Raw genomic sequence first — 17,335 nt, 5'->3', positions numbered from 1 at the left:
CGACGATTAGAGACTCATCCGTGATCTGCTCTCGATCGAGGCCGGAACACCGCCCCCAGTCGGACACGTCGCCGGTACTCCATGTGGCTCTCGGCAGATCAACGCAGACCCTATCGAAGGCTGTTTACCGTTACCACCACCCTGGGTCCATGCGGGCCGATCGCACGATCCACCGGACAGACCTAACCCAATTCTCCGGCCACACCAAATCCGCCTTCCGGCTGCATCCTCATCCTCCGCACGGCCCCGACTCTGCGAGGTGCATCTTCGTGGCGGACACACGCCCGCACATCACCGTCGGCCACCACGACCGTTACGGCGTCGTGGCGGCGACGTCGCACGACAATCACGTCGCCGAGCACATCCTGCGGCTCGTCGGCTTCGAGCGGCTGCCCGGCAGCGCCCTGTACGGCCTGACCGACCCGCACCGTGCCCCCAGCCGGCGTGGGGCGCAAGCGGTCCAGTCCCTGCGGGCCGCGCAGTACAGCGTCACCTCCGATGCCGCGTACGACCTCCAGCCTCATGCCCGGCTCGGCGTGGGACGAGGTCTCCTCGGCCGACTGGAGAACCCTTCCGCCCCGTCGCTGTCCACCGTTGAGGAAGCCGCGTTCGCCTCGGCACGCACGCTCGACGCCGACGTCCGAGCAGGCCGGATCGTCGTTCACGACCAGGTCCGTGATCCCGAGGGCACCCTGCGCGCGGTGGGCACGGACACGCACACCCGTGAGGGCGTCCTGCTCCACGGCGAGGGTGACTTCCGCTATGTCGAGACCCGGCTGGCAAGCACGGACCTCGCCTTCGACGCCTTCTCCTACATCCGTGGCAACGGGCGCCCCGATCCGGCGACTTCGACGCAACAGCGCCGGGCGCAGGCCGCTACCACAGTCTCTCCAGCCAGGGCGGGTGCACTGCCCGCACGATCTCCCGCAGTCGCCGTCGAGTGCCGCCCTGCCCCCGTCGCCCCGCAGCCGGTCCACACCCGCTGAACCGCACGCCAAGGAGCCCCCGCGATGACCCTGCGACTCGAACCGGACGTCGCCTTCAGGATGCACCCCGACTTCGGGGTGGCCGCCGCCGTCGCGGACGGCCGCCCATTTCTGGACGAGGTCCTGCGCAAACACCACTTCCGCTACAGCGAGCACCTCGACGTCTACCTGCTGGCGGACGACACGCCCCACAACACGGCGGTACGGACCGTGGCCCGCGCGACCCGCCAATTCCAGGAGGCCGGTCTCTCCGTCGCGGCCGATCCGAGGATCATGATTCCGTCACCGGTCCCGACTTCGGACGGAGTCTCGGCACGGGCGCCACAGTCCGGCCAGTCCGTGACCGCGTTGACCGGCGAACTGCACGGGCGGCGTCGCGCGGCGGACGTCTCCGAGACCCTGGGCGAGATCCTCGACGAGCAGCACGGCGTCGTGCTCGACTTAGAGGAGTTGATCGACACGGCCGCCGCCTGGTGCGAGCGCCTCGGGACACCCAACGGTTACGAACTGGGCCTTCATCTGCGCGACATCGCCCATCACGTCGCCTCCTCGGTGACCAGCTCGTCGGCGCCCAGCTCGAACTAGCCGTCATGGCCGACTCGACTCCCGAGAATGCCCCTCCCCTGGCCGAGGCGCCGTTGCCGGACCGGCAGGAGTGGCTCCGGGGCACTCACACCGCGCGAGCGCTCGCCGCCGTGGCGTCGCCCCCTAACCGCTCGGACAACGGCCCGATGCGTCAGGACGAGGTGGCGCCTCGGCCCCAGGCCGGTCCGGCCAACCCAAGCCGTACGGGCTGATCCCCCTTTCCTCGAGATTCAAGGAGTCCGGCCCATGGCCGTGAAGAAGTTCTGGACCATCAACCACGCCTGCGGTCACACCGCTGAGGCCGATCTCTCCGACCGTCCCGCCGACAGGCGTGCCGGATACGCGCGCTGGCTCGCCAGTCGGGACTGCTCCGACTGCTGGCGGGCCTCCCGCGAGGAGGACACCGAGGCCAAGGGCGAGTGGCTCGCGAAGCAGAGGGCGACCGAGCAGGCCTAGGCCGAGGAGTGGTCCGAGCAGTACCGCATGCCCCCGCTGGACGGCACCGACCGCGCGGTCGCCTGGGCCACCCGTTGTCGCCACCAGCTCGTCTCCGCCGCGTACACCTCGCTCGTCGTCGAAGGAACGATGAGCGAGGCAGAGTGGGAGGCCATCGAGGGCGCCGTACGACCCCTGACCCGCGCCGGCTGGTGGATCGACCAGCGCGACGCCGACCCCGCGGACCTGCCTGAACTGCTGGAAGCCGCCTCCACGAGCGACCAGCCGTCCGAGAACCCGCACTTCTGAACGGAAGACCCACCATGCCCATTGCGCCTGATGTCGTCATCACACGCCATCCGACCGGCAACGTCACAGCCGAAGGCGGAGACGAACTCGCCGCCATACTCCTGAAACGAGCTGGCTTCGTCATCGAGACGACGCCTCGGTCCTTCTGGTACCGCCTGCCCTGGGACATGGGCGAAGCCCGCGAGAACCAGATGGCCAGCCAGGCTGCCCGCATGCTCACCGCCGTTGGCTACCGCGTCGGCCTCGGCCCCGATCTGCGTGTCGGTGCCATCACCACGCCCTCCGACCCCCAGGGCAAACGCGTCCCTGGCCAACAGATCCTGCGGTTGACCGACGAACTCAACGGCGCCGAGACGTACGAAAGCGCTGCCGAGCTCACCGAGCACGTCCTCGACCCCAACGACGGTGTGGTCGTCCGGCTCAGCGAGTTCTTCGAGGCCGCCGCTGAGCAGGCCAAGACATCCGAGACCGACGCCGGCTGGGACCTCTCGTACGACCTCGCGGAAGCCGCCGCGACGCTCGCCTCCCTCGGCGAAGAGCTCCACGACGCCGCCGACCAGCTGCGGGCACTCGATCGTCCGGCGAAGCCGAGCTGGCGGACGCGAGTCGCCAACTACTACACAACCGCGCCGACATCCCGGCACACAGAAAAGCCCACCCCCGGGCCTGCGGCGTCATCTGCCTCTCCGCCGCCCATGTCGAGGCCGAACCGGAGGCCCTGACCACCACGCCGCCTGCGCACCCGGGCAACTCGGTCCCAGCCGCCGCCTCGACTCCCTCCTCCACCGACCGCAGCCGCCACGAGCCCACCCGTGATCGCCAGAAGAACTCGCCGACCCCCAGCACACCGCCCAACCCGCACCACGTACCGGGACCGCGCATTGTCTCCTGCACGCACCAGCACGCCCTCGACCACCACCGGCACCGACTTCCTGCTGTACCTGATGCTGTCCGTCGCCGCCCTTGGCATGGGTGCTGGGACGTTGGCCTGGTTGTTCGGCAACGGCGCCAACGCCCTCACTAGGTCCGGCTCCTGGGCCCCGTACGAACCGACCGACGCACTACTGCATCCCCATGAGGTCTGGCCCCACCTCCCGCAGCCCGTCCTCGTTGGCGCCTGCTACGTCCTGCCCGCACTCATCCTCGTAACCGCCGCGCTGCTGGCTGCGAAGGTGTGGCTGCGACTGCGTGGCAACGCCAAGGGGCTAGCGGATCAGCGCGATCTGGCCGACCTGATGCCGAAGAAGATTGCGGCCAAGGCGATCGATCTTCGTCCGAGCCTCAAAGGCTCCAGGCCCAAGGACGTAGTACCCGACGACCGCGGCGTTCTGCTGGGCACGCTCGCGCCCGGCACGCGCGAGGTCCGCTCCTCGTGGGAGGACGTGATTCTGGCGATCATGGCGCCCCGGTCCGGGAAGACTTCTGGTCTGGCGATCCCGGCGATCCTGCGCGCGCCTGGACCGGTGCTGCTGACCTCCAACAAGGCAGCGCGTGACGCCTACACCGCCACCCTCGCGGACCGCGCCGAATTGGGCACGGTGTGGACGCTCGATCCGCAGCAGATCGCCCACGCACCCCAGACGATGTGGTGGGACATCCTTGCCGATGCCCGTGATCTCGCCGGGGCACGTCGGTTGGCCGGGCACTTTGTGACCGCCTCCGTGGACGACTCGAGCGTCGGCGACTTCTGGTCCACCGCCGCCGCGAACACTCTCACCGCGCTGTTCCTCGCCGCCGCCCGTGACCGGCGGCCGATTACCGATGTCCTGGCCTGGCTCGCTTCCCCGGCCGATCGCACCCCCATCGACCTGCTCCAGGATGCCGGACTCGACGCGGTCGCCGCCCAGCTGCAGGGCACCATGGCGGGCGCCGTCGAGACCCGGGACGGCATCTTCGAGACCGCACGGCAGTACGCCAACTGCCTGCTCGACCCGGCCATCGCCGCCTGGGTCACGCCGCCCAGCGGACTCGCCAAGATCCGTGAGTTCAAACCGGAGGCCTTCGCCACCAGCAAGGACACGTTGTTCCTGCTGTCGAAGGACGGCGGCGGGTCCGCCTCGGCGGTCATCGCCGCCGCGGCCGACGCGGTGATGCGCGCGGCCGTGATCCAGGCCGAGCGCGACGGTGGGCGGCTCGACGCTCCGCTGCTCGCGATCCTCGACGAGGCCGCCAACGTGTGCAAGATCGCCGACTTGCCGGACCTGTACTCGCACCTCGGCTCCCGGGGCGTCATTCCAGTCACGATCCTGCAGTCCTACCGGCAGGGCGTCCGGGTCTGGGGCGAGGCCGGAATGGACGCCCTGTGGTCCGCCGCGACGATCAAGCTCGTCGGCTCGGGCATCGACGACGCCGACTTCGCGGACAAGCTCAGCCGCCTGGTGGGCGACCACGACGTCCGCACGGTTTCGGTGTCCACCAGCGAGTCGGGCAAGTCCACGTCGGTCTCCATGCGTCAGGAGCGGGTGTTGCCGACCGACGCGATCCGCGCTCTTCCCAAGGGCTCCGCCCTCCTGCTGGCCACCGGCATCCGCCCCGCACTCCTCGACCTCAAGCCCTGGTACCGGGAGCCGGACGCCGAACGGCTCGGCGCCGCCTCCGCCAAAGAGACCGCGGCGATCACCGAGCGAGCGCTGGCCAAGAACCTGCGTCGCCACGCCTTCGGCCCGGCCGCATGACCCCGCTGCTGTCAGGCCCCCGGCTGGCGAGACGCGATGGAACACGCCCCATCCGCCTCGTATCCCCCGGGCCGTCGCCCTCGTCGTCTTCTTGAGGTACTCCCATGTCCCACCCCGCCCCGTCCTGGGCTTTGGCCCGCCGGTCCGAGCACCTCGCCGGCACACCCGTCGTACGGCGTGGCACCGACTGGTGGCTCGTATCCCCATCCGGGTCTGTGATCGCCTCGGACCCCGTCTTCACGAGTGAGCTGGACCGTTTCGCCGCCGACCTGGCCGCGGCCGACCGCGCGGTCGCCGGGATACCGGCCCAGGGCCATGCCGCGCGCCAGGCGCGGTCGTGACCCCCCTCGTCCACGCCGAGCAGGCCGTACTGGGCGCGATCTTCCTGGAGCCCGGCCAACTTGACCGGCTCTCGCCCTGGCTGCGACCGGAACACTTCTCCCGTCCCGCGCACGCGGCGGTCTACAACGCGATGCTCGAGCTCAAGGCCGACGGTCACCCGGCAGCGGGCACGAAAGCCGGCATCCCTGTCCCTCTGGCCTGGGTTACCGACACGCTGCATGAGGCGAGCACGCGGACGCGTGGGCTCACCGCCTCATACCTGCACTCCCTGGTGTCGGCCTGCCCGCGCCCCGACCACGCCGCTGTGTACGGACGGATGGTTCTGGAGGGCGCCATCCACCGCGGTGTGGCCAAGCACGCCGCCCGCCTCCACCAAGCAGCGCTCGCCGCCAGCCGGGCCGGCACCGTGACGGAGACACTGCACCACGCCCAGGTCCTGTCCGACGTACTCGCGGACCTCGCTCGCGGCTGGGGCACCGAGGCACGTCCCGTGCAACCGCCGGACGCGTACGCTCCCCAGACCGAGCACCCTCAGCCGGTGGGCGAGCGGGTCCTCGCCGACGAGGAGTTCCTCCTCGGCTGTCTCACCTCCCGCCCCGAGCAGTTGCTCGGGCTGGTGCAGTGGCTTCGCCCCGGCGACTTCGCCGACCGGGGTCATCAGCAGATCTACCAGGCGCTCGGGGCCCTACACCATCGCGGTGAGCCGATCGACCAATTGACCGTGCTGTGGGAAGTCCAGCGTCGCGGTGCTCTCGTCGACGGGACGCTCGATGCCGAGCGTGTGCGGCGCCTCTGCGATCCGCTCGTGGGCCTGGCCGCCGAACACGTCGGCGAACAGGTCGTCCAAGCCTCCCTCGTCCGCACGGCCACCTTGGCGGCACAGCAGGTGGGAGAACTGGCCGACCACGACGCGCTCGCGCCGGGGCAGCTCATCGGCTACGCCCTGCACGCGCTCGGCCCCCTGGACGACGTGCGCCGCCGCCTGCGCCTAGCACACGAAGCCGAGCCTGAGCCGCGACGACCGGTCAGCCGGCCCAGTGCTCCGCCACTAGCCGCCCGCATCGACGCTGCCCGCGCCCGTAGCCCCCTCGCGGACACCGCGGGCCCTGCGGCGACGACCGCGGCCTCCTGCGCCGCGCTTCCCGACCGCCACAACCATCGGAGTCAGTAATGACCGACCACACCGGCCGCGCGAGCCTGGGAAAGGCCAAACTGTACGCGGTAGCCAGGGAGTTTGAGCAACTCCGCTCCGAGATCGTCCGGACGTACCGGCAGCGCTCCCTGCCCGACCTTGTCACCGCTTCCCATCATCTCGGCGCGCTCACGGGACTCGTGAAAGACCTGTCCGACGAGGTACTCTTCCGCGCCATCGACACCGATCCGGGCCTCGACTTCGGCCCGGTCATCGCCGCCTACACCAGCGCGTCCGCCCCGGCGGGGTGCGCCATGAACACCTACACGGAAGCCTTCGAGCAGCTCGGGTTCCTGCGCAAGTACGCGGAAGCCCTAACCTCGGCAGACCTTCGTGATGCCCTCCAAGCCGCATTCGACGTCGTGCAGGACCGGCTGGACCTCACCGTCGACTCGCTGCAGGAAACGGTCGTCGTACTGCGGTGCGCTGCCGACCGGATTGACGGCACCCCGCCTCGCGTCCTCGCCCCGCTGAGCCGCTCGGCACGCCCCGCGAACTCGATCTACCGCGTCCCGGCCAAGCTCCCCGTGGCGGAGCCGATCCGTCTCGCCTACATGTCGGCGTCTCACCATGCGCGCTGACCATCCAACGGCACCGCCCTGGCCGTCGATCGGGAGCCTGTGTTCCGGGTACGGCGGCCTGGATCTCGGCGTCCAGGCCGTCCTCGGCGGAACGATCGCCTGGCACGCCGAGATCGATCCTGGCCCGGCCCGGATCCTTGCCCGGCATTGGCCGACCGTGCCGAACCTCGGCGACATCACGGCCGTGAACTGGGCCGACGCACTGGAGGTGTGCGTCCTGACGGCCGGATTCCCCTGTCAAAGACGTCTCGGTCGCCGGCCGTCGCGCCGGACTGGCTCATGGCACCCGGTCCGGCCTGTGGCTTCACATCGTCCGTGCCATCGAAGCCCTCAACCCATGCCTGGTGGTCATCGAGAATGTCCGAGGACTCCTCACCTCCCCCGCCGGTTCCCCTGGCGACGTGGAACCCTGCCCGTGGTGTCTGGGAGACACTGCAGGCCAGCCTGCTGTGCGCGCACTCGGTGCCGTACTCGGCTCCCTGGCCGACCTCGGGTTCGATGCACGCTGGTGTGTGCTTCGCGCCTCTGATGTCGGAGCCCCGCACCGTCGCGAGCGGATCTTCCTCGCTGCCTGGCCCTCCTGGCGGACCGCCACTGCTGAAGACGCCGACCAGCAACCTGGCGACGAACGGTGGGAGTCAGCATCCGGTCAAGCGGAAGGCGGGCGGCCACGGTCCGAATCTGGCGGACGAGGTGGAGTGGCTCCTGCCGACGCCGAAGGCATCCGACGGGGCCAAAGGTTCGCAGAACCAGCGGCACGGCAACGGGGACTTGACCCTGACCTCGGCAGCGGCCCGCTTGAGGCATGCCCCGGACACGGAGTCCACGCGCACAACCAGGCGGCACACGGCCGCTGGCTCTGGGACGCCTCCGGCGCAGACGCTGTTCGAGGGCGGCCCCAGACATGGGGTCCGTACGCGGCGGCCATCGCCCGATGGGAGCGCATCACACGCCCAGCGCCCCAACCCACCGACGGGGCGGGACGCCTCAGCCCGCTGTTCGTGGAGTGGATGCAGGGACTTGCTCCCGGCTGGGTGACAGCCACCCCGGAACTGGGACGCCCGGCCCAACTAGCCGTACTAGGCAACGGAGTTGTTCCGCAGCAGGCCGCTCACGCGCTGGAGATCCTCGCTCCCATCCCTGTCTGCCGCCATCACGACTCGCGGTGAACGGCGCTTTCTACACCGGATTCCCGGCCGGGCCAAACCCGGATTTCTCCGGATCCTCGCCACCCCAACCACCCGATCTTGCGGAGGGGTAGCAATGGCTGAACCCGATCAGGAAAGCGAGCCGATACGTGTGCCGGACCACGACCTGGACGACCTGGTCTCCACGGTCGCGAAGCTGGTCACGGAGAGCCGTAAGCAGGGCGAGACGCTCGCCCGGCTCACCGACGACGCACCGCCCTCGGATGACGATGGCAGCGGGGAGGCCGGTGACAGCGAGGGCCCGGTCGCCGCGTTGGCGGCGGCCGGGCCAGGTGGCCCACAGGAGGGCCCGGCGTCCATCTTCATCCTGGCGCTCGACGGCGCTGCGTACGCCGAGGAGCTTGCGGCACTGACGAGTTGGGTGCACGACCTGCTGCTGCCGGTCTACGGCCGGGAGATCACCACCGGCCGCCCCTGGTGCCAGCGGTGGCAGGAGCATCCCGAGGCCGTGGCCCGCCTGCATGCCCTGTGGCTGGCCTGGCAGCAGCTGACCGACGTCGAGACTGGGCTCACCGGACCCTCGACGTGGCACCGCGACCACCTCGACCCGACGCTGCTCCAACTGCGCACACCAGACGGCCCGTTCGGCGCGTGCACCACAAGCCCGAACCGTCCCAACCACCGGCTCCTGGCCTCGCCCGAGTCCGCGGGAGCCTGATATGGCCAACATGTACGAACCGCAGGTGCCGGACTACCGCATCGACGGCTTCGAGCCGGCCACCGAGGCGGTCGAGCGCGACTTCTCCTCGGTCACGCTCTCGGACGACATGTTCGAGCCGCTCGCAGAGCACCACAGCGACGACGGACGTGACAGCTACCTGCTGTTCTACGACAGGGCGGCCATCTGGGACGTGCCCGGCACGGCGGTGTACGTCGCGTTCCACCTCACCCGTGACGTGGATCAGCGAACGTTCACGTTCGAGTACGAGCGGGCCCCCGTCGTGCCGCTCGCCCAGAACTGGCTTATCCGCCAGGGCTGCCCGCCGACGGCCACCATGCCGACCCTCAACCCCGGTCCGTACCCCGCCGACGAACTCACCTCGCGGCTGGAGGACCTGCTCCGAACCAACCCCGACGGCCGGTATGAGGTCATCGACCACTACACCGACAATCCGGGCTCCTTCGGCTTCGGCACCGAGGTGCGCACGCTCGTGCACGACAGCCACCCGGATGCCACGCGCGCTCCCTACCTTCTCTTCCTCGAAGAGACGGCCGAGGACTTCCGCTCGTACACACTGCGCGAAGAGGCCTTCACCAGTGCCGAGTCGGCGGACGCCTGGGCCATGAACCGCAACTCCCCTCTCCCGCTGGCACCGGGTCCGCGGAGCACCGAGGGGCACAGGGCGCAGGCTGCCCGCGCCCGCTCACCGCTCGCCGGAACGGCCGGCCTCGCGGTCCCGCCGGCACCTGTCACGGCTCCTGCCGTGACTCCTTTTGCTCCGCGCTCTGGCCGGGGTGCGCCGTGAGCCGGGCGCGGTACGCCTTCGCGGCGCACCCTGAGGCCCTGGCCGACCTGCGCTCGGTCCCGGAGAGCATCCGCGACCTGGCGCTGCTGGAACTGCAGCACCTGGTCCACGGCAACGAACGCGGCGCGGCGCTGACCCGCGAGCTCGCGGGCTGCCACAAGATCTACGTCGATCCGGAGACCCGCTGGCGCATGGTCATCCAGTACCGCGACGCCCCAGCGTCCTCGCAGCACCGCCGGGAGATCTACCTCCTGGCAGTCGGCGAGCGCCAAGACCACGCCGCCTACCGCACCGCGGCTCGCCGACTGGAACGTGAACGGGAGGCATCCGCCGGAGCGTCGCCTCTGCACGGCCGTCGTGCAGAGGCGGCACGGTTCCGCTCCCCGCACGGGAGGACCCATTCGGCACACGCCGCTTCGCCGGCCCCCTCCGCTTCCACGGCTCCTCCGCGAGTGCGTCGCCGGTCATGACCCCTAGCCCCTCATTCACCGCCCGGAGGCACTTCCGCATGCCGCCTCTCGACCTCGGCGATCTCGCCCCAAGTACCGAGGTCCTCGTTGCACCAGTCCACACGCTGGCGCCCGGAGCGAAGGGCGCAACCCGGCCCGCGTCACCTGCCGCGCACGGTCGTTCACGCCGCCAGCGCTGACGGCCCACCGCTCACACCCGGAGATCCCGCATGCCCTCACGCACACTCGACGGCGACGTCTACGTGACTCCCCTGTACCTCGCCGGCGCCACCACGATCGGCGACCCGGCGATGCAACCACTCCTCGACCACGGGTTCACGGCGCCGAGCGACGAACTGGCGAACGTCTACGTCTCCTCCCCCGACCAGCATGTCCGGCTCGGATTCCTACCCGAAGGCCCGGACGACACCCTGTGGAAGGTCGCCGCCCGTAGCGACCCGTTCGGACCGCCAGACTGGCTGGCCACCTTCGATTCCAACACTCCAACGGAGTTGGTGACCGCCTTCACCTTTGCCCTTGCCACCGGCTACTCCGAGGATCCGGAATCCGTGTTGGGCAGTCCTCGTCGCCCGGCAGAGGACGCCTTTCGGTCTCTGGAAGGCGCCGGATGGAAGCGAGGAAGCTGGCAGCTCACCACCCTCTTCACGGCACCCGACGGGCTCGCCGGCCTCACCTACAGGAGCGGGATCCTGAATCGACACGTCGAGCTCCGCGGCGACCAGGACCGCTGGTTGCTCTGGGGTGGCCATGACAGTTTCAGTTCGCGCTGGTACGCCACGTTCACCTCCACGGTCCCGATCGATCTGATTGCGGCGACCACCGGGCGCTTGGCCGACCCCAGCCCTGTGCTCCGCTACGCGCTCGAAGTTCCGGAGCGAAACCGCAGTACCGCCCGAATCCACCCTGTGTCTCCCCCGTTGCCGACCCCGCTGGACGTTCGGCGTGCCGCAGCCGCGCGCACACGCTCCCACGCCAATCACCTCGTCGGCCGGCCCGCGGCAGCGCCCGCAATCCCGGTCAGCCCTAGTGCTGTCCTGCCGACCCGCTCTGCCCACCACCGGCGAGCTGCGGCGGCGCGCTCATGAGACGGTGCCGCCGTTACTGACCTTTGCGGCGTGATGTCGTTGAGGGCTGACGATGTGTGATCGTCGCGGTATGCCGGTTGTGTGAGATATCCGCAGGGTGGTGGGCTGACGCCTGAACGGCAGGCGTTTCGCGAGTGGATCCGGCTGGAGGCTGCGGAGCGATTCGCTGCGGGTGCCTCCAACGCCGAGGTCGCCAAGGACTTACGGGTGAGTGTGCGCTCGGTGCAGCGATGGCGCCGAGCCTGGCACGACGCCGGCACCGAGGGGCTGCGGTCTGCCGGGCCCGTGTCACGGCCCAAGCTGAGTGAGGCCCTGTTCACCGTGCTCGAGCAGGAGCTCGCCAAGGGGCCGGTCGCGCACGGCTGGCCGGACCAGACGTGGACACTGGCGCGGATCAAGACGCTGATCGGGCGCCGGTTCCACAAGAGTCTGCCGTTCACCTGCGGTTGACGCCTCGCGGGCGTGAAAATTGGAACGGGGCTGTCCGCCGACGCCGCTTCATGTTTGGGCCGTGAGCCCGCACAAGAGTCTGGTGAGAGAGCCGCCTGAGGGGCCGCACACTGTCGTCTCGAACACGCCGTTCAGCTTCTCCGTCTCCCTCAGGCTCTCCGGGCAGTCCCTACCTGCACGGCGCACGAGGGGAGTATGCCCATGAAGGAGTTGAGTGAGGACCACGACGACGGAAGTGTTGCGCGGGTCGCGGCGATCGACATCGCCAAGGCGTCCGGGATGGTGTGTCTGCGTGTCCCGCACGACACCATCGAGGGTCGGCGTGTTCAGCAGGTCTGGACAGTGGCGTCCACCACGAACGCGATTCTCGAGCTCGGCGACCGGCTGATCTGCCAAGGCATCCAGCGGGTGGTGATGGAAGCGACAGGCAGTTACTGGCGGCCCTTCTTCTATCTTCTGGAATCCCGTGGCCTGGAATGCTGGCTGGTCAACGCGCGCGACGTGAAGAACGTCCCTGGTCGGCCCAAGACCGACAAGCTAGACGCGGTCTGGCTGGCCAAGCTCGCCGAACGAGGCATGGTCCGGGCCTCGTTCGTTCCGCCCAAGCCGGTGCGGCAGCTGCGGGACCTCACCCGCACCCGAACCGTCTTCGTCCAAGAACGCACTCGGCACAAACACCGGGTGGACAAAGTCCTCCAGGACGCGCAGATCAAGTTGTCCGACGTCGTCTCGGACCTCTTCGGGATGTCAGCACGGGCGATGCTGGGTGCCCTGGTCGCCGGGGAGCGTACTCCCAGAACGCTGGCGGATCTCGCCAAAGGGAACCTGGTGAAGAAGAAGGCAGCCCTCGTCGAGGCGCTCACCGGACAGTTCGACGACCACCACGCCCGCCTGCTCCACGTGCTGTTGGGAACCGTCGACCATCTCACCGCGCAGATCCAGGAACTCGACCGGCTGATTGTCGATCTCATGGGCCAGACCACGGCCCCGCACGACGACCGCGGAAGCAACCTGACCGACCACACAGACGTGACCGCTCAGGACCTGGCCGAACGCTTGGATGCCGTCCCCGGCGTCGGGCAGGCTACTGCCCAGATCATCCTCGCCGAGATCGGCCTGGACATGAGCCGCTTTCCCACCCCTGAGCACCTGGTCTCGTGGGCAAAACTATGTCCGCGAACCATCCAGTCCGGAGCCAAGAACACCACCGGTCCGGCCGGCAGGGGCAATCCCTGGCTCAAGGGCGCACTGGGTGAAGCAGCCAGCGCCGCCGCCCGCACCGATACCTTCCTCGGTGCCCGTTACCGACGCATCGTTAAACGCCGGGGCCACAGCAAGGCTCTGGTCGCCGTCGCTCGCTCGCTGCTTGTCATTACCTGGCACCTGCTCAGCGAGCCTGACGCTTCCTACCAAGAACTCGGTGCTGAATGGCACCACCGTCATCTCAATCCCGCCCGCAAGACCCGAGATCTTGTCCGCCAGCTCCAGGCCCTCGGGCACCAAGTCACTCTCGCACCCGCAGCCTGAACCTTCCGGATCCGCCTCCGACGTCCGTTCTGCTTCGCAGAACGGACCCTGCCGCCTGCCTGGCCAAGGTTCGATTTTCCGTTCAGCATGACACTGTCGGCGATCGCGCAGATGCTGCACCGGCACGGCTTCAGCCACCAGGTCCCGGCCCGCCGAGCCATCGAGCGCGACGAGGAGGCCGTGGCGGGCTGGGTGAAGGAAACCTGGCCGCAGGTGGAAGGTCCGTGGCGGCGCTCGACGCCTGGCTGTGCTTCGAAGACGAGGCCGGCTTCTCGATGACGCCGCCCACCGCACGGACCTGGGCGCGGCGCGGACGCACACCCGTCATCCGGGTGCGAGGACGCTCCCAGAGGCGCTTCTCCGTCGCCGCTCTGGCCTGCTACAAGCAAGGTGAACGCTCACGGCTGATCTATCGACCCAAGCGGCATGTCGATCACAAACGAGGCGGCAGACGCAGTTTCACCTGGACCGACTACCGCGACCTGCTCATCGCCGCGCACCAACAGCTCGGTGCACCCATCGTGCTCGTGTGGGACAACCTCAACGTCCACAAGGACCGCCGACTGCGGGAGTTCATCGACGCCCACGACTGGATCACCTGCTACTTCCTCCCGGCCTATGCACCAGACCTCAACCCCGTCGAGGGCATCTGGTCCCTGCTGCGGCGCAGCAGCCAGGTCAACACCGCCTTCACCGACCCCGACCACCTCATCAACACGCTCCGGCATGGTCTCCGCCAGATCCAGTACCGCAGCAACCTCATCGACGGATGTCTCGCCGAAACCGAACTCACATTGACGACATCACGGCAACAACGTCAGTAGCGCCCGTCGGCCCCACGACGCTCCTGCACGGGCGGATCCCCGGCGGTATCGCCCACCGCTTGCGCGAGCTCCTCGACGCTCAGCTCAATCCGACCGCCAGCCGCCATGCGGGATCGTCCCAGGGACGCCGCCACCGCGTCGTCCACAGTCTCGTCGTACGTACACATCTCCCTGTCCAACACGCCGCCCTTCCCCTCGCATCGGTCGCCCCGGGAAAAGCTCCCGGGGCGACCGATCCATTCCTTCCTCGGTTCATCAGCCACCACACCGCCAGTTCGCCCACGGCAGACACCCACCGCTGGGAAGGACTGGAGACCTGCCCGTCGGCCATGTCAACGTACGACCACTTCGAAAAGCCGCAGGTCAACGAAGGGTTTGCTACTCGTGACACTTAGCGCCACCACGCCGTTCCACCTCCCCGCCGAATCTCCGCACGCTGCGCTCGGCAACCGCGAGTGGCTTCTCGACTGCCACTGTGCGGGCCCGGTCATCGATCTCCTCAAGGGCCAGGGTTGGGACGTCATCCCCGACCTCTACGCCAACGTCCACTGCTCCAGCCCCGACCAGCGTGTGTACGTCGGGTTCCTCCCCGAGACCAAGGAGGCCGCGCGCGGCGAGCTGTGGCACATCCACGTCAAGGACGCCGACGGAAAGGTGGCGTGGAGCCAGGCCCTCGGGCCCAGCGTTCCGGCTCAGGCCGTGGCCGGTTTCATCGCTGCACTCATCGCCTTCCCCAACCGCTGCTGTGCCTGCGTCTGACCTACGCCAACCGCTCCCCTCACCAACTCAGGATTCTCTCTTGCCGCATGCGATCACCGTTCGCCAGTTGATACACCAGCTCCAGGTCGTCGATCCGGATCTCCCCGTGTACTTCGCCATCAACCCGGACTGGCCCCAGGCCCACCGCGTCGGTCGCCTCATCGAGACCAGTGGCCCAGACGGCGCCGTATACCTCGCCGAGAACGGCCAAGAGGGTGTGCTACCGGCCGAGGTCCGCACTCAGCTCGACTGGGCCGACGCGTGAACCACCAGTCATGCGCCCAGCCCGCAGCATGCGCGAAGAGCCCGAGGCGAACGCCCTTGATTCTCGGCGATCTGGCTCAACGTCCCATGCCCTCAGGCGTACGTGGTGCCTTCGTCCGCTCCGTGCCCCGGTACGCCACCGAGCCGATTCATGCGACCTGGGTGTCCGTGCAAGACCGCGCTCCCCTTCGTCCGGGCTCCGTTTTGCTGCACTGGGAACGCGCCCCTTCCGGCGGGATGGACGTCGCTGCCCGCCTGGGCCTGGCCTCGGCGGACGTCACCCTCGCCACATGGCCGAACCTTCACGGGGACTGGACCCCGATCGTCCATCCCACACTGCTTGAGACCATCGGTCTGCACGCCGCGCTATCGGTGGCTATCGGCGCGCTGCACCTCGCCAATCACCTTGCCGACGTCTGACTCCTCAACCCGTCCCGAACGCCGAGGGGCTGTCCCCACAGGGACAGCCCCTCGGCGCATGCGGTTCCGCAAACCCCGAGGCACAGCTGCCGTACGTCGGGCTGCTCCAGGCCCAGGGCTTTCCTGACACCTTCTGGAAGACTCGGTCCGGCTCGCATTTCGCCTCCGCCACCCGCTTGAACCGCTCGTCGCACGCTTCGAAGCGGCCGTGTCCTTGGTGGCGCGGCGTCGAGCCCCTCCGTGCCTCGGCCCGAGGTGTCCTTGGACAACGAAGTCAGTCGTCCGCTGCGCGCTGGCCTGCGGCGACTAACTTGATTGGCAAGGGATCTCATGACACAGCCCCTGCCCGCTAGCCTTCTGGCCAGGCCCTAGTCCGGGTCGTAGTGTCCTTCGCCGCCCTGGAGACCTCTCAGTTCTCGCCGGATTTCCAGCAAGTGCCGAGCCATGTCCGTCAGCCGTTCCACGTCTTCCGGGTCCAGCGTCTCCGCTGCGGAGACCAGGGGCTCCAGGCCACGCGGGAGTCGATCGTCGGGCTTCACGTGGTACCACTGCTCGGCCACCATCTCGGAAACCCGCCGCTGGGACACCTGGAGGACTGCAGCGATGCCCGGAAAGTACTTGGGCGCAGGCGGGGTCTCCATGTCGTACCTGGCCATGTTGTTCCACCAAGCCGATGACCGGCTGCCTTCCTTCCCTCCTACGTCCCAAGTAAGTGCTTCCATACGGCCGAAGGTCATGCCTTCGCTGTTCCTCCGACGCACTGCGGCGCTGAACACGTCTGTCACACGGTTGAGTATCTATCTGAGATATCAGGCTGTCTATCTGATTGACTGAACTCAATTACCAGCCTGTCTATCTGAACTCCTGGAGGTCTCGATCGCGTGCGCCACCCTCGACGAGCTGAAGAGACGCCTCGACGGGGACCTCGACCCCAGACGAGCTGCGCCGACGACGCGGGCATACGGGCCCGTGGCCAACCACGATGGTCGCCTCCGTAACCGTCACCTTCTCAGGGAGCAGACTCCGCGTCGCACTCCTCGACCCAACGGGCGAGAACACTCAGGGTTGCCAAATGCTCCAGCGCCTCCTGCTCGGTCCAGGACACCTCGTCCTCGTGGGCGGCAACGTTGCGAATCGCCAGGAAGACGCCAGCCGCGAGGTACTTGGCTCCCTCTTGACGAGCACGCCAGGTCGGTGTGTTCCGGTCTCCCGGGAAGCGCAGGCGAGGCTTCCCAGCCACGGGATCCTTCAGGTCGAAAGTCTGAAGACAAAGGTCGGTCTCGCCTATGTCGTGACGGTTCAGCTTCTGCTGAAGGCGGCGGTTCACGGTCCGGGCGGCCGCGAGAACCGAGTCTTGCCGGGCCTCCGCAGCCCACAATGGTGCCGCTGGCTCCCAGACCCACGGGTGGAAACGGTCAGCGGCCAGTGTGGGTGCGTCGGGTACCAGCCTGGTCGCCCACTCGTCCTTGTCCGCCAGGATGCCAAGTCCGCGCTGGACCTCGTTGCGCGCCATGGCAACTCCGGCCATCTGGTCGATGTCGATCTTCTCGGCAATCGCAGGGTCGAGCAGGCGCAGGACCTGCTTGACCGTGGGCTCCGACCGATGCAGCTGCGCGTAGAGGTTCTCGTCACCGATGAAGTCACCCGGTCTCTTTTCGGCCTCGTACCGCTTGGCCAGGTCTATGAACGCTTCGAGCTGTTGCCGCATCCAGTCACGATCCACGGGCGCATCCTAGGAGGCGGACCGTCGCAGCGGA

General features: G+C 68.5%; 19 protein-coding genes and 4 pseudogenes. 20 read left to right on the top strand and 3 right to left on the bottom strand.

All coding sequences use genetic code 11. The features are described from left to right. Window positions 1-269 precede the first annotated feature (269 nt). From ACWGJ5_RS06135 to ACWGJ5_RS06055, 17 genes and pseudogenes are all read left to right on the top strand, one after another. A complete protein-coding gene (locus tag ACWGJ5_RS06135) occupies window positions 270-986 on the top strand; it encodes a hypothetical protein (RefSeq protein WP_453308583.1) in 717 nt (238 codons plus the stop codon). Between the two features lie 24 nt (window positions 987-1,010). Continuing rightward, entirely contained in the window at window positions 1,011-1,571 is a 561-nt protein-coding gene (locus ACWGJ5_RS06130) for a hypothetical protein (protein WP_453308582.1), read from the top strand. A gap of 246 nt (window positions 1,572-1,817) precedes the next feature. After that, window positions 1,818-2,315: pseudogene (locus ACWGJ5_RS06125) on the top strand (hypothetical protein). Between the two features lie 14 nt (window positions 2,316-2,329). Continuing rightward, entirely contained in the window at window positions 2,330-3,037 is a 708-nt protein-coding gene (locus tag ACWGJ5_RS06120; protein ID WP_453308581.1) for a hypothetical protein, read from the top strand. 159 nt (window positions 3,038-3,196) lie between these two features. Further along, window positions 3,197-4,990 (top strand): type IV secretory system conjugative DNA transfer family protein, encoded by a 1,794-nt coding sequence (locus ACWGJ5_RS06115; RefSeq protein ID WP_453308580.1) that lies wholly within the window; start codon window positions 3,197-3,199, stop codon window positions 4,988-4,990. A 104-nt stretch (window positions 4,991-5,094) separates the two neighbouring features. After that, window positions 5,095-5,331 (top strand): hypothetical protein, encoded by a 237-nt coding sequence (locus tag ACWGJ5_RS06110; RefSeq protein ID WP_453308579.1) that lies wholly within the window; start codon window positions 5,095-5,097, stop codon window positions 5,329-5,331. Continuing rightward, complete coding sequence (locus ACWGJ5_RS06105) at window positions 5,328-6,503, top strand: DnaB-like helicase N-terminal domain-containing protein (RefSeq protein WP_453308578.1); 1,176 nt, start codon at window positions 5,328-5,330, stop codon at window positions 6,501-6,503. Before ACWGJ5_RS06110 ends, ACWGJ5_RS06105 begins: the two co-directional genes overlap by 4 nt. After that, window positions 6,503-7,105, top strand: a complete 603-nt coding sequence (locus ACWGJ5_RS06100; protein ID WP_453308577.1) for a hypothetical protein — start codon at window positions 6,503-6,505, stop codon at window positions 7,103-7,105. The genes ACWGJ5_RS06105 and ACWGJ5_RS06100 overlap by 1 nt, the downstream gene beginning before the upstream one ends. Continuing rightward, window positions 7,095-7,286: pseudogene (locus ACWGJ5_RS06095) on the top strand (DNA cytosine methyltransferase); the annotation flags it as partial. The gene ACWGJ5_RS06100 and the pseudogene ACWGJ5_RS06095, both read left to right, overlap by 11 nt. Window positions 7,287-7,377: 91 nt before the next feature. Continuing rightward, complete coding sequence (locus ACWGJ5_RS06090) at window positions 7,378-8,274, top strand: DNA cytosine methyltransferase (RefSeq protein ID WP_453308727.1); 897 nt, start codon at window positions 7,378-7,380, stop codon at window positions 8,272-8,274. Between the two features lie 94 nt (window positions 8,275-8,368). Continuing rightward, window positions 8,369-8,971 (top strand): DUF4913 domain-containing protein, encoded by a 603-nt coding sequence (locus tag ACWGJ5_RS06085; RefSeq protein ID WP_453308576.1) that lies wholly within the window; start codon window positions 8,369-8,371, stop codon window positions 8,969-8,971. A gap of 1 nt (window position 8,972) precedes the next feature. Further along, window positions 8,973-9,779: a hypothetical protein gene (locus ACWGJ5_RS06080; RefSeq protein ID WP_453308575.1), complete on the top strand. Its 807-nt coding sequence runs from the start codon at window positions 8,973-8,975 to the stop codon at window positions 9,777-9,779. After that, entirely contained in the window at window positions 9,776-10,249 is a 474-nt protein-coding gene (locus tag ACWGJ5_RS06075) for a hypothetical protein (RefSeq protein WP_453308574.1), read from the top strand. The genes ACWGJ5_RS06080 and ACWGJ5_RS06075 overlap by 4 nt, the downstream gene beginning before the upstream one ends. Window positions 10,250-10,458: 209 nt before the next feature. Next, window positions 10,459-11,334 carry a DUF317 domain-containing protein gene (locus tag ACWGJ5_RS06070; protein WP_453308573.1) on the top strand — a complete coding sequence of 292 codons (876 nt, stop codon included), beginning with the start codon at window positions 10,459-10,461 and terminating at the stop codon, window positions 11,332-11,334. Window positions 11,335-11,415: 81 nt separating this feature from the next. Beyond that, window positions 11,416-11,766, top strand: a pseudogene (locus tag ACWGJ5_RS06065) (helix-turn-helix domain-containing protein); the annotation flags it as partial. Window positions 11,767-11,985: 219 nt separating this feature from the next. Then, on the top strand, window positions 11,986-13,311 hold the full coding sequence (locus tag ACWGJ5_RS06060; protein WP_453308572.1) for an IS110 family transposase: 1,326 nt from the start codon (window positions 11,986-11,988) through the stop codon (window positions 13,309-13,311). Window positions 13,312-13,386: 75 nt separating this feature from the next. Beyond that, window positions 13,387-14,135 (top strand): annotated as a pseudogene (locus ACWGJ5_RS06055) (IS630 family transposase); the annotation flags it as partial. Here ACWGJ5_RS06055 and ACWGJ5_RS06050 read toward each other — a convergent pair. Then, window positions 14,129-14,281 (bottom strand): hypothetical protein, encoded by a 153-nt coding sequence (locus tag ACWGJ5_RS06050; RefSeq protein WP_453308571.1) that lies wholly within the window; start codon window positions 14,279-14,281, stop codon window positions 14,129-14,131. The pseudogene ACWGJ5_RS06055 and the gene ACWGJ5_RS06050 overlap by 7 nt on opposite strands. Before the next feature lie 238 nt (window positions 14,282-14,519). Between ACWGJ5_RS06050 and ACWGJ5_RS06045 the strand changes: the two genes are divergently transcribed. Genes ACWGJ5_RS06045 through ACWGJ5_RS06035 form a run of 3 tightly spaced genes read left to right on the top strand, consistent with a single transcriptional unit; the run spans window position 14,520 to window position 15,578 of the window. Beyond that, a complete protein-coding gene (locus ACWGJ5_RS06045; RefSeq protein ID WP_453308570.1) occupies window positions 14,520-14,894 on the top strand; it encodes a DUF317 domain-containing protein in 375 nt (124 codons plus the stop codon). Between the two features lie 40 nt (window positions 14,895-14,934). Continuing rightward, entirely contained in the window at window positions 14,935-15,159 is a 225-nt protein-coding gene (locus tag ACWGJ5_RS06040) for a hypothetical protein (protein WP_453308569.1), read from the top strand. A gap of 56 nt (window positions 15,160-15,215) precedes the next feature. Next, complete coding sequence (locus ACWGJ5_RS06035; protein WP_453308568.1) at window positions 15,216-15,578, top strand: esterase; 363 nt, start codon at window positions 15,216-15,218, stop codon at window positions 15,576-15,578. A 368-nt stretch (window positions 15,579-15,946) separates the two neighbouring features. Here the strand turns inward: ACWGJ5_RS06035 and ACWGJ5_RS06030 are convergent, their stop codons facing one another. Both ACWGJ5_RS06030 and ACWGJ5_RS06025 read right to left on the bottom strand, forming a co-directional pair. Then, on the bottom strand, window positions 15,947-16,363 hold the full coding sequence (locus ACWGJ5_RS06030) for a hypothetical protein (protein WP_453308567.1): 417 nt from the start codon (window positions 16,361-16,363) through the stop codon (window positions 15,947-15,949). Window positions 16,364-16,587: 224 nt separating this feature from the next. After that, window positions 16,588-17,301, bottom strand: a complete 714-nt coding sequence (locus ACWGJ5_RS06025; protein ID WP_453308566.1) for a TIGR02391 family protein — start codon at window positions 17,299-17,301, stop codon at window positions 16,588-16,590. Window positions 17,302-17,335: the final 34 nt, after the last annotated feature.

This window comes from Streptomyces sp. NPDC054783 (genome assembly GCF_053611725.1).
Note: the sequence above shows the minus strand (reverse complement) of the source record. Positions and strands in the feature narration are given on the sequence as shown.

Excerpts from the sequence above, each read along its gene's own strand:
- ACWGJ5_RS06110 (WP_453308579.1), top strand. The coding sequence starts at position 5,095 with ATGTCCCACCCCGCCCCGTCCTGGGCTTTGGCCCGCCGGTCCGAGCAC.
- ACWGJ5_RS06060 (WP_453308572.1), top strand. The coding sequence starts at position 11,986 with ATGAAGGAGTTGAGTGAGGACCACGACGACGGAAGTGTTGCGCGGGTC.
- ACWGJ5_RS06120 (WP_453308581.1), top strand. The coding sequence starts at position 2,330 with ATGCCCATTGCGCCTGATGTCGTCATCACACGCCATCCGACCGGCAAC.
- ACWGJ5_RS06100 (WP_453308577.1), top strand. The coding sequence starts at position 6,503 with ATGACCGACCACACCGGCCGCGCGAGCCTGGGAAAGGCCAAACTGTAC.
- ACWGJ5_RS06130 (WP_453308582.1), top strand. The coding sequence starts at position 1,011 with ATGACCCTGCGACTCGAACCGGACGTCGCCTTCAGGATGCACCCCGAC.
- ACWGJ5_RS06070 (WP_453308573.1), top strand. The coding sequence starts at position 10,459 with ATGCCCTCACGCACACTCGACGGCGACGTCTACGTGACTCCCCTGTAC.
- ACWGJ5_RS06085 (WP_453308576.1), top strand. The coding sequence starts at position 8,369 with ATGGCTGAACCCGATCAGGAAAGCGAGCCGATACGTGTGCCGGACCAC.
- ACWGJ5_RS06080 (WP_453308575.1), top strand. The coding sequence starts at position 8,973 with ATGGCCAACATGTACGAACCGCAGGTGCCGGACTACCGCATCGACGGC.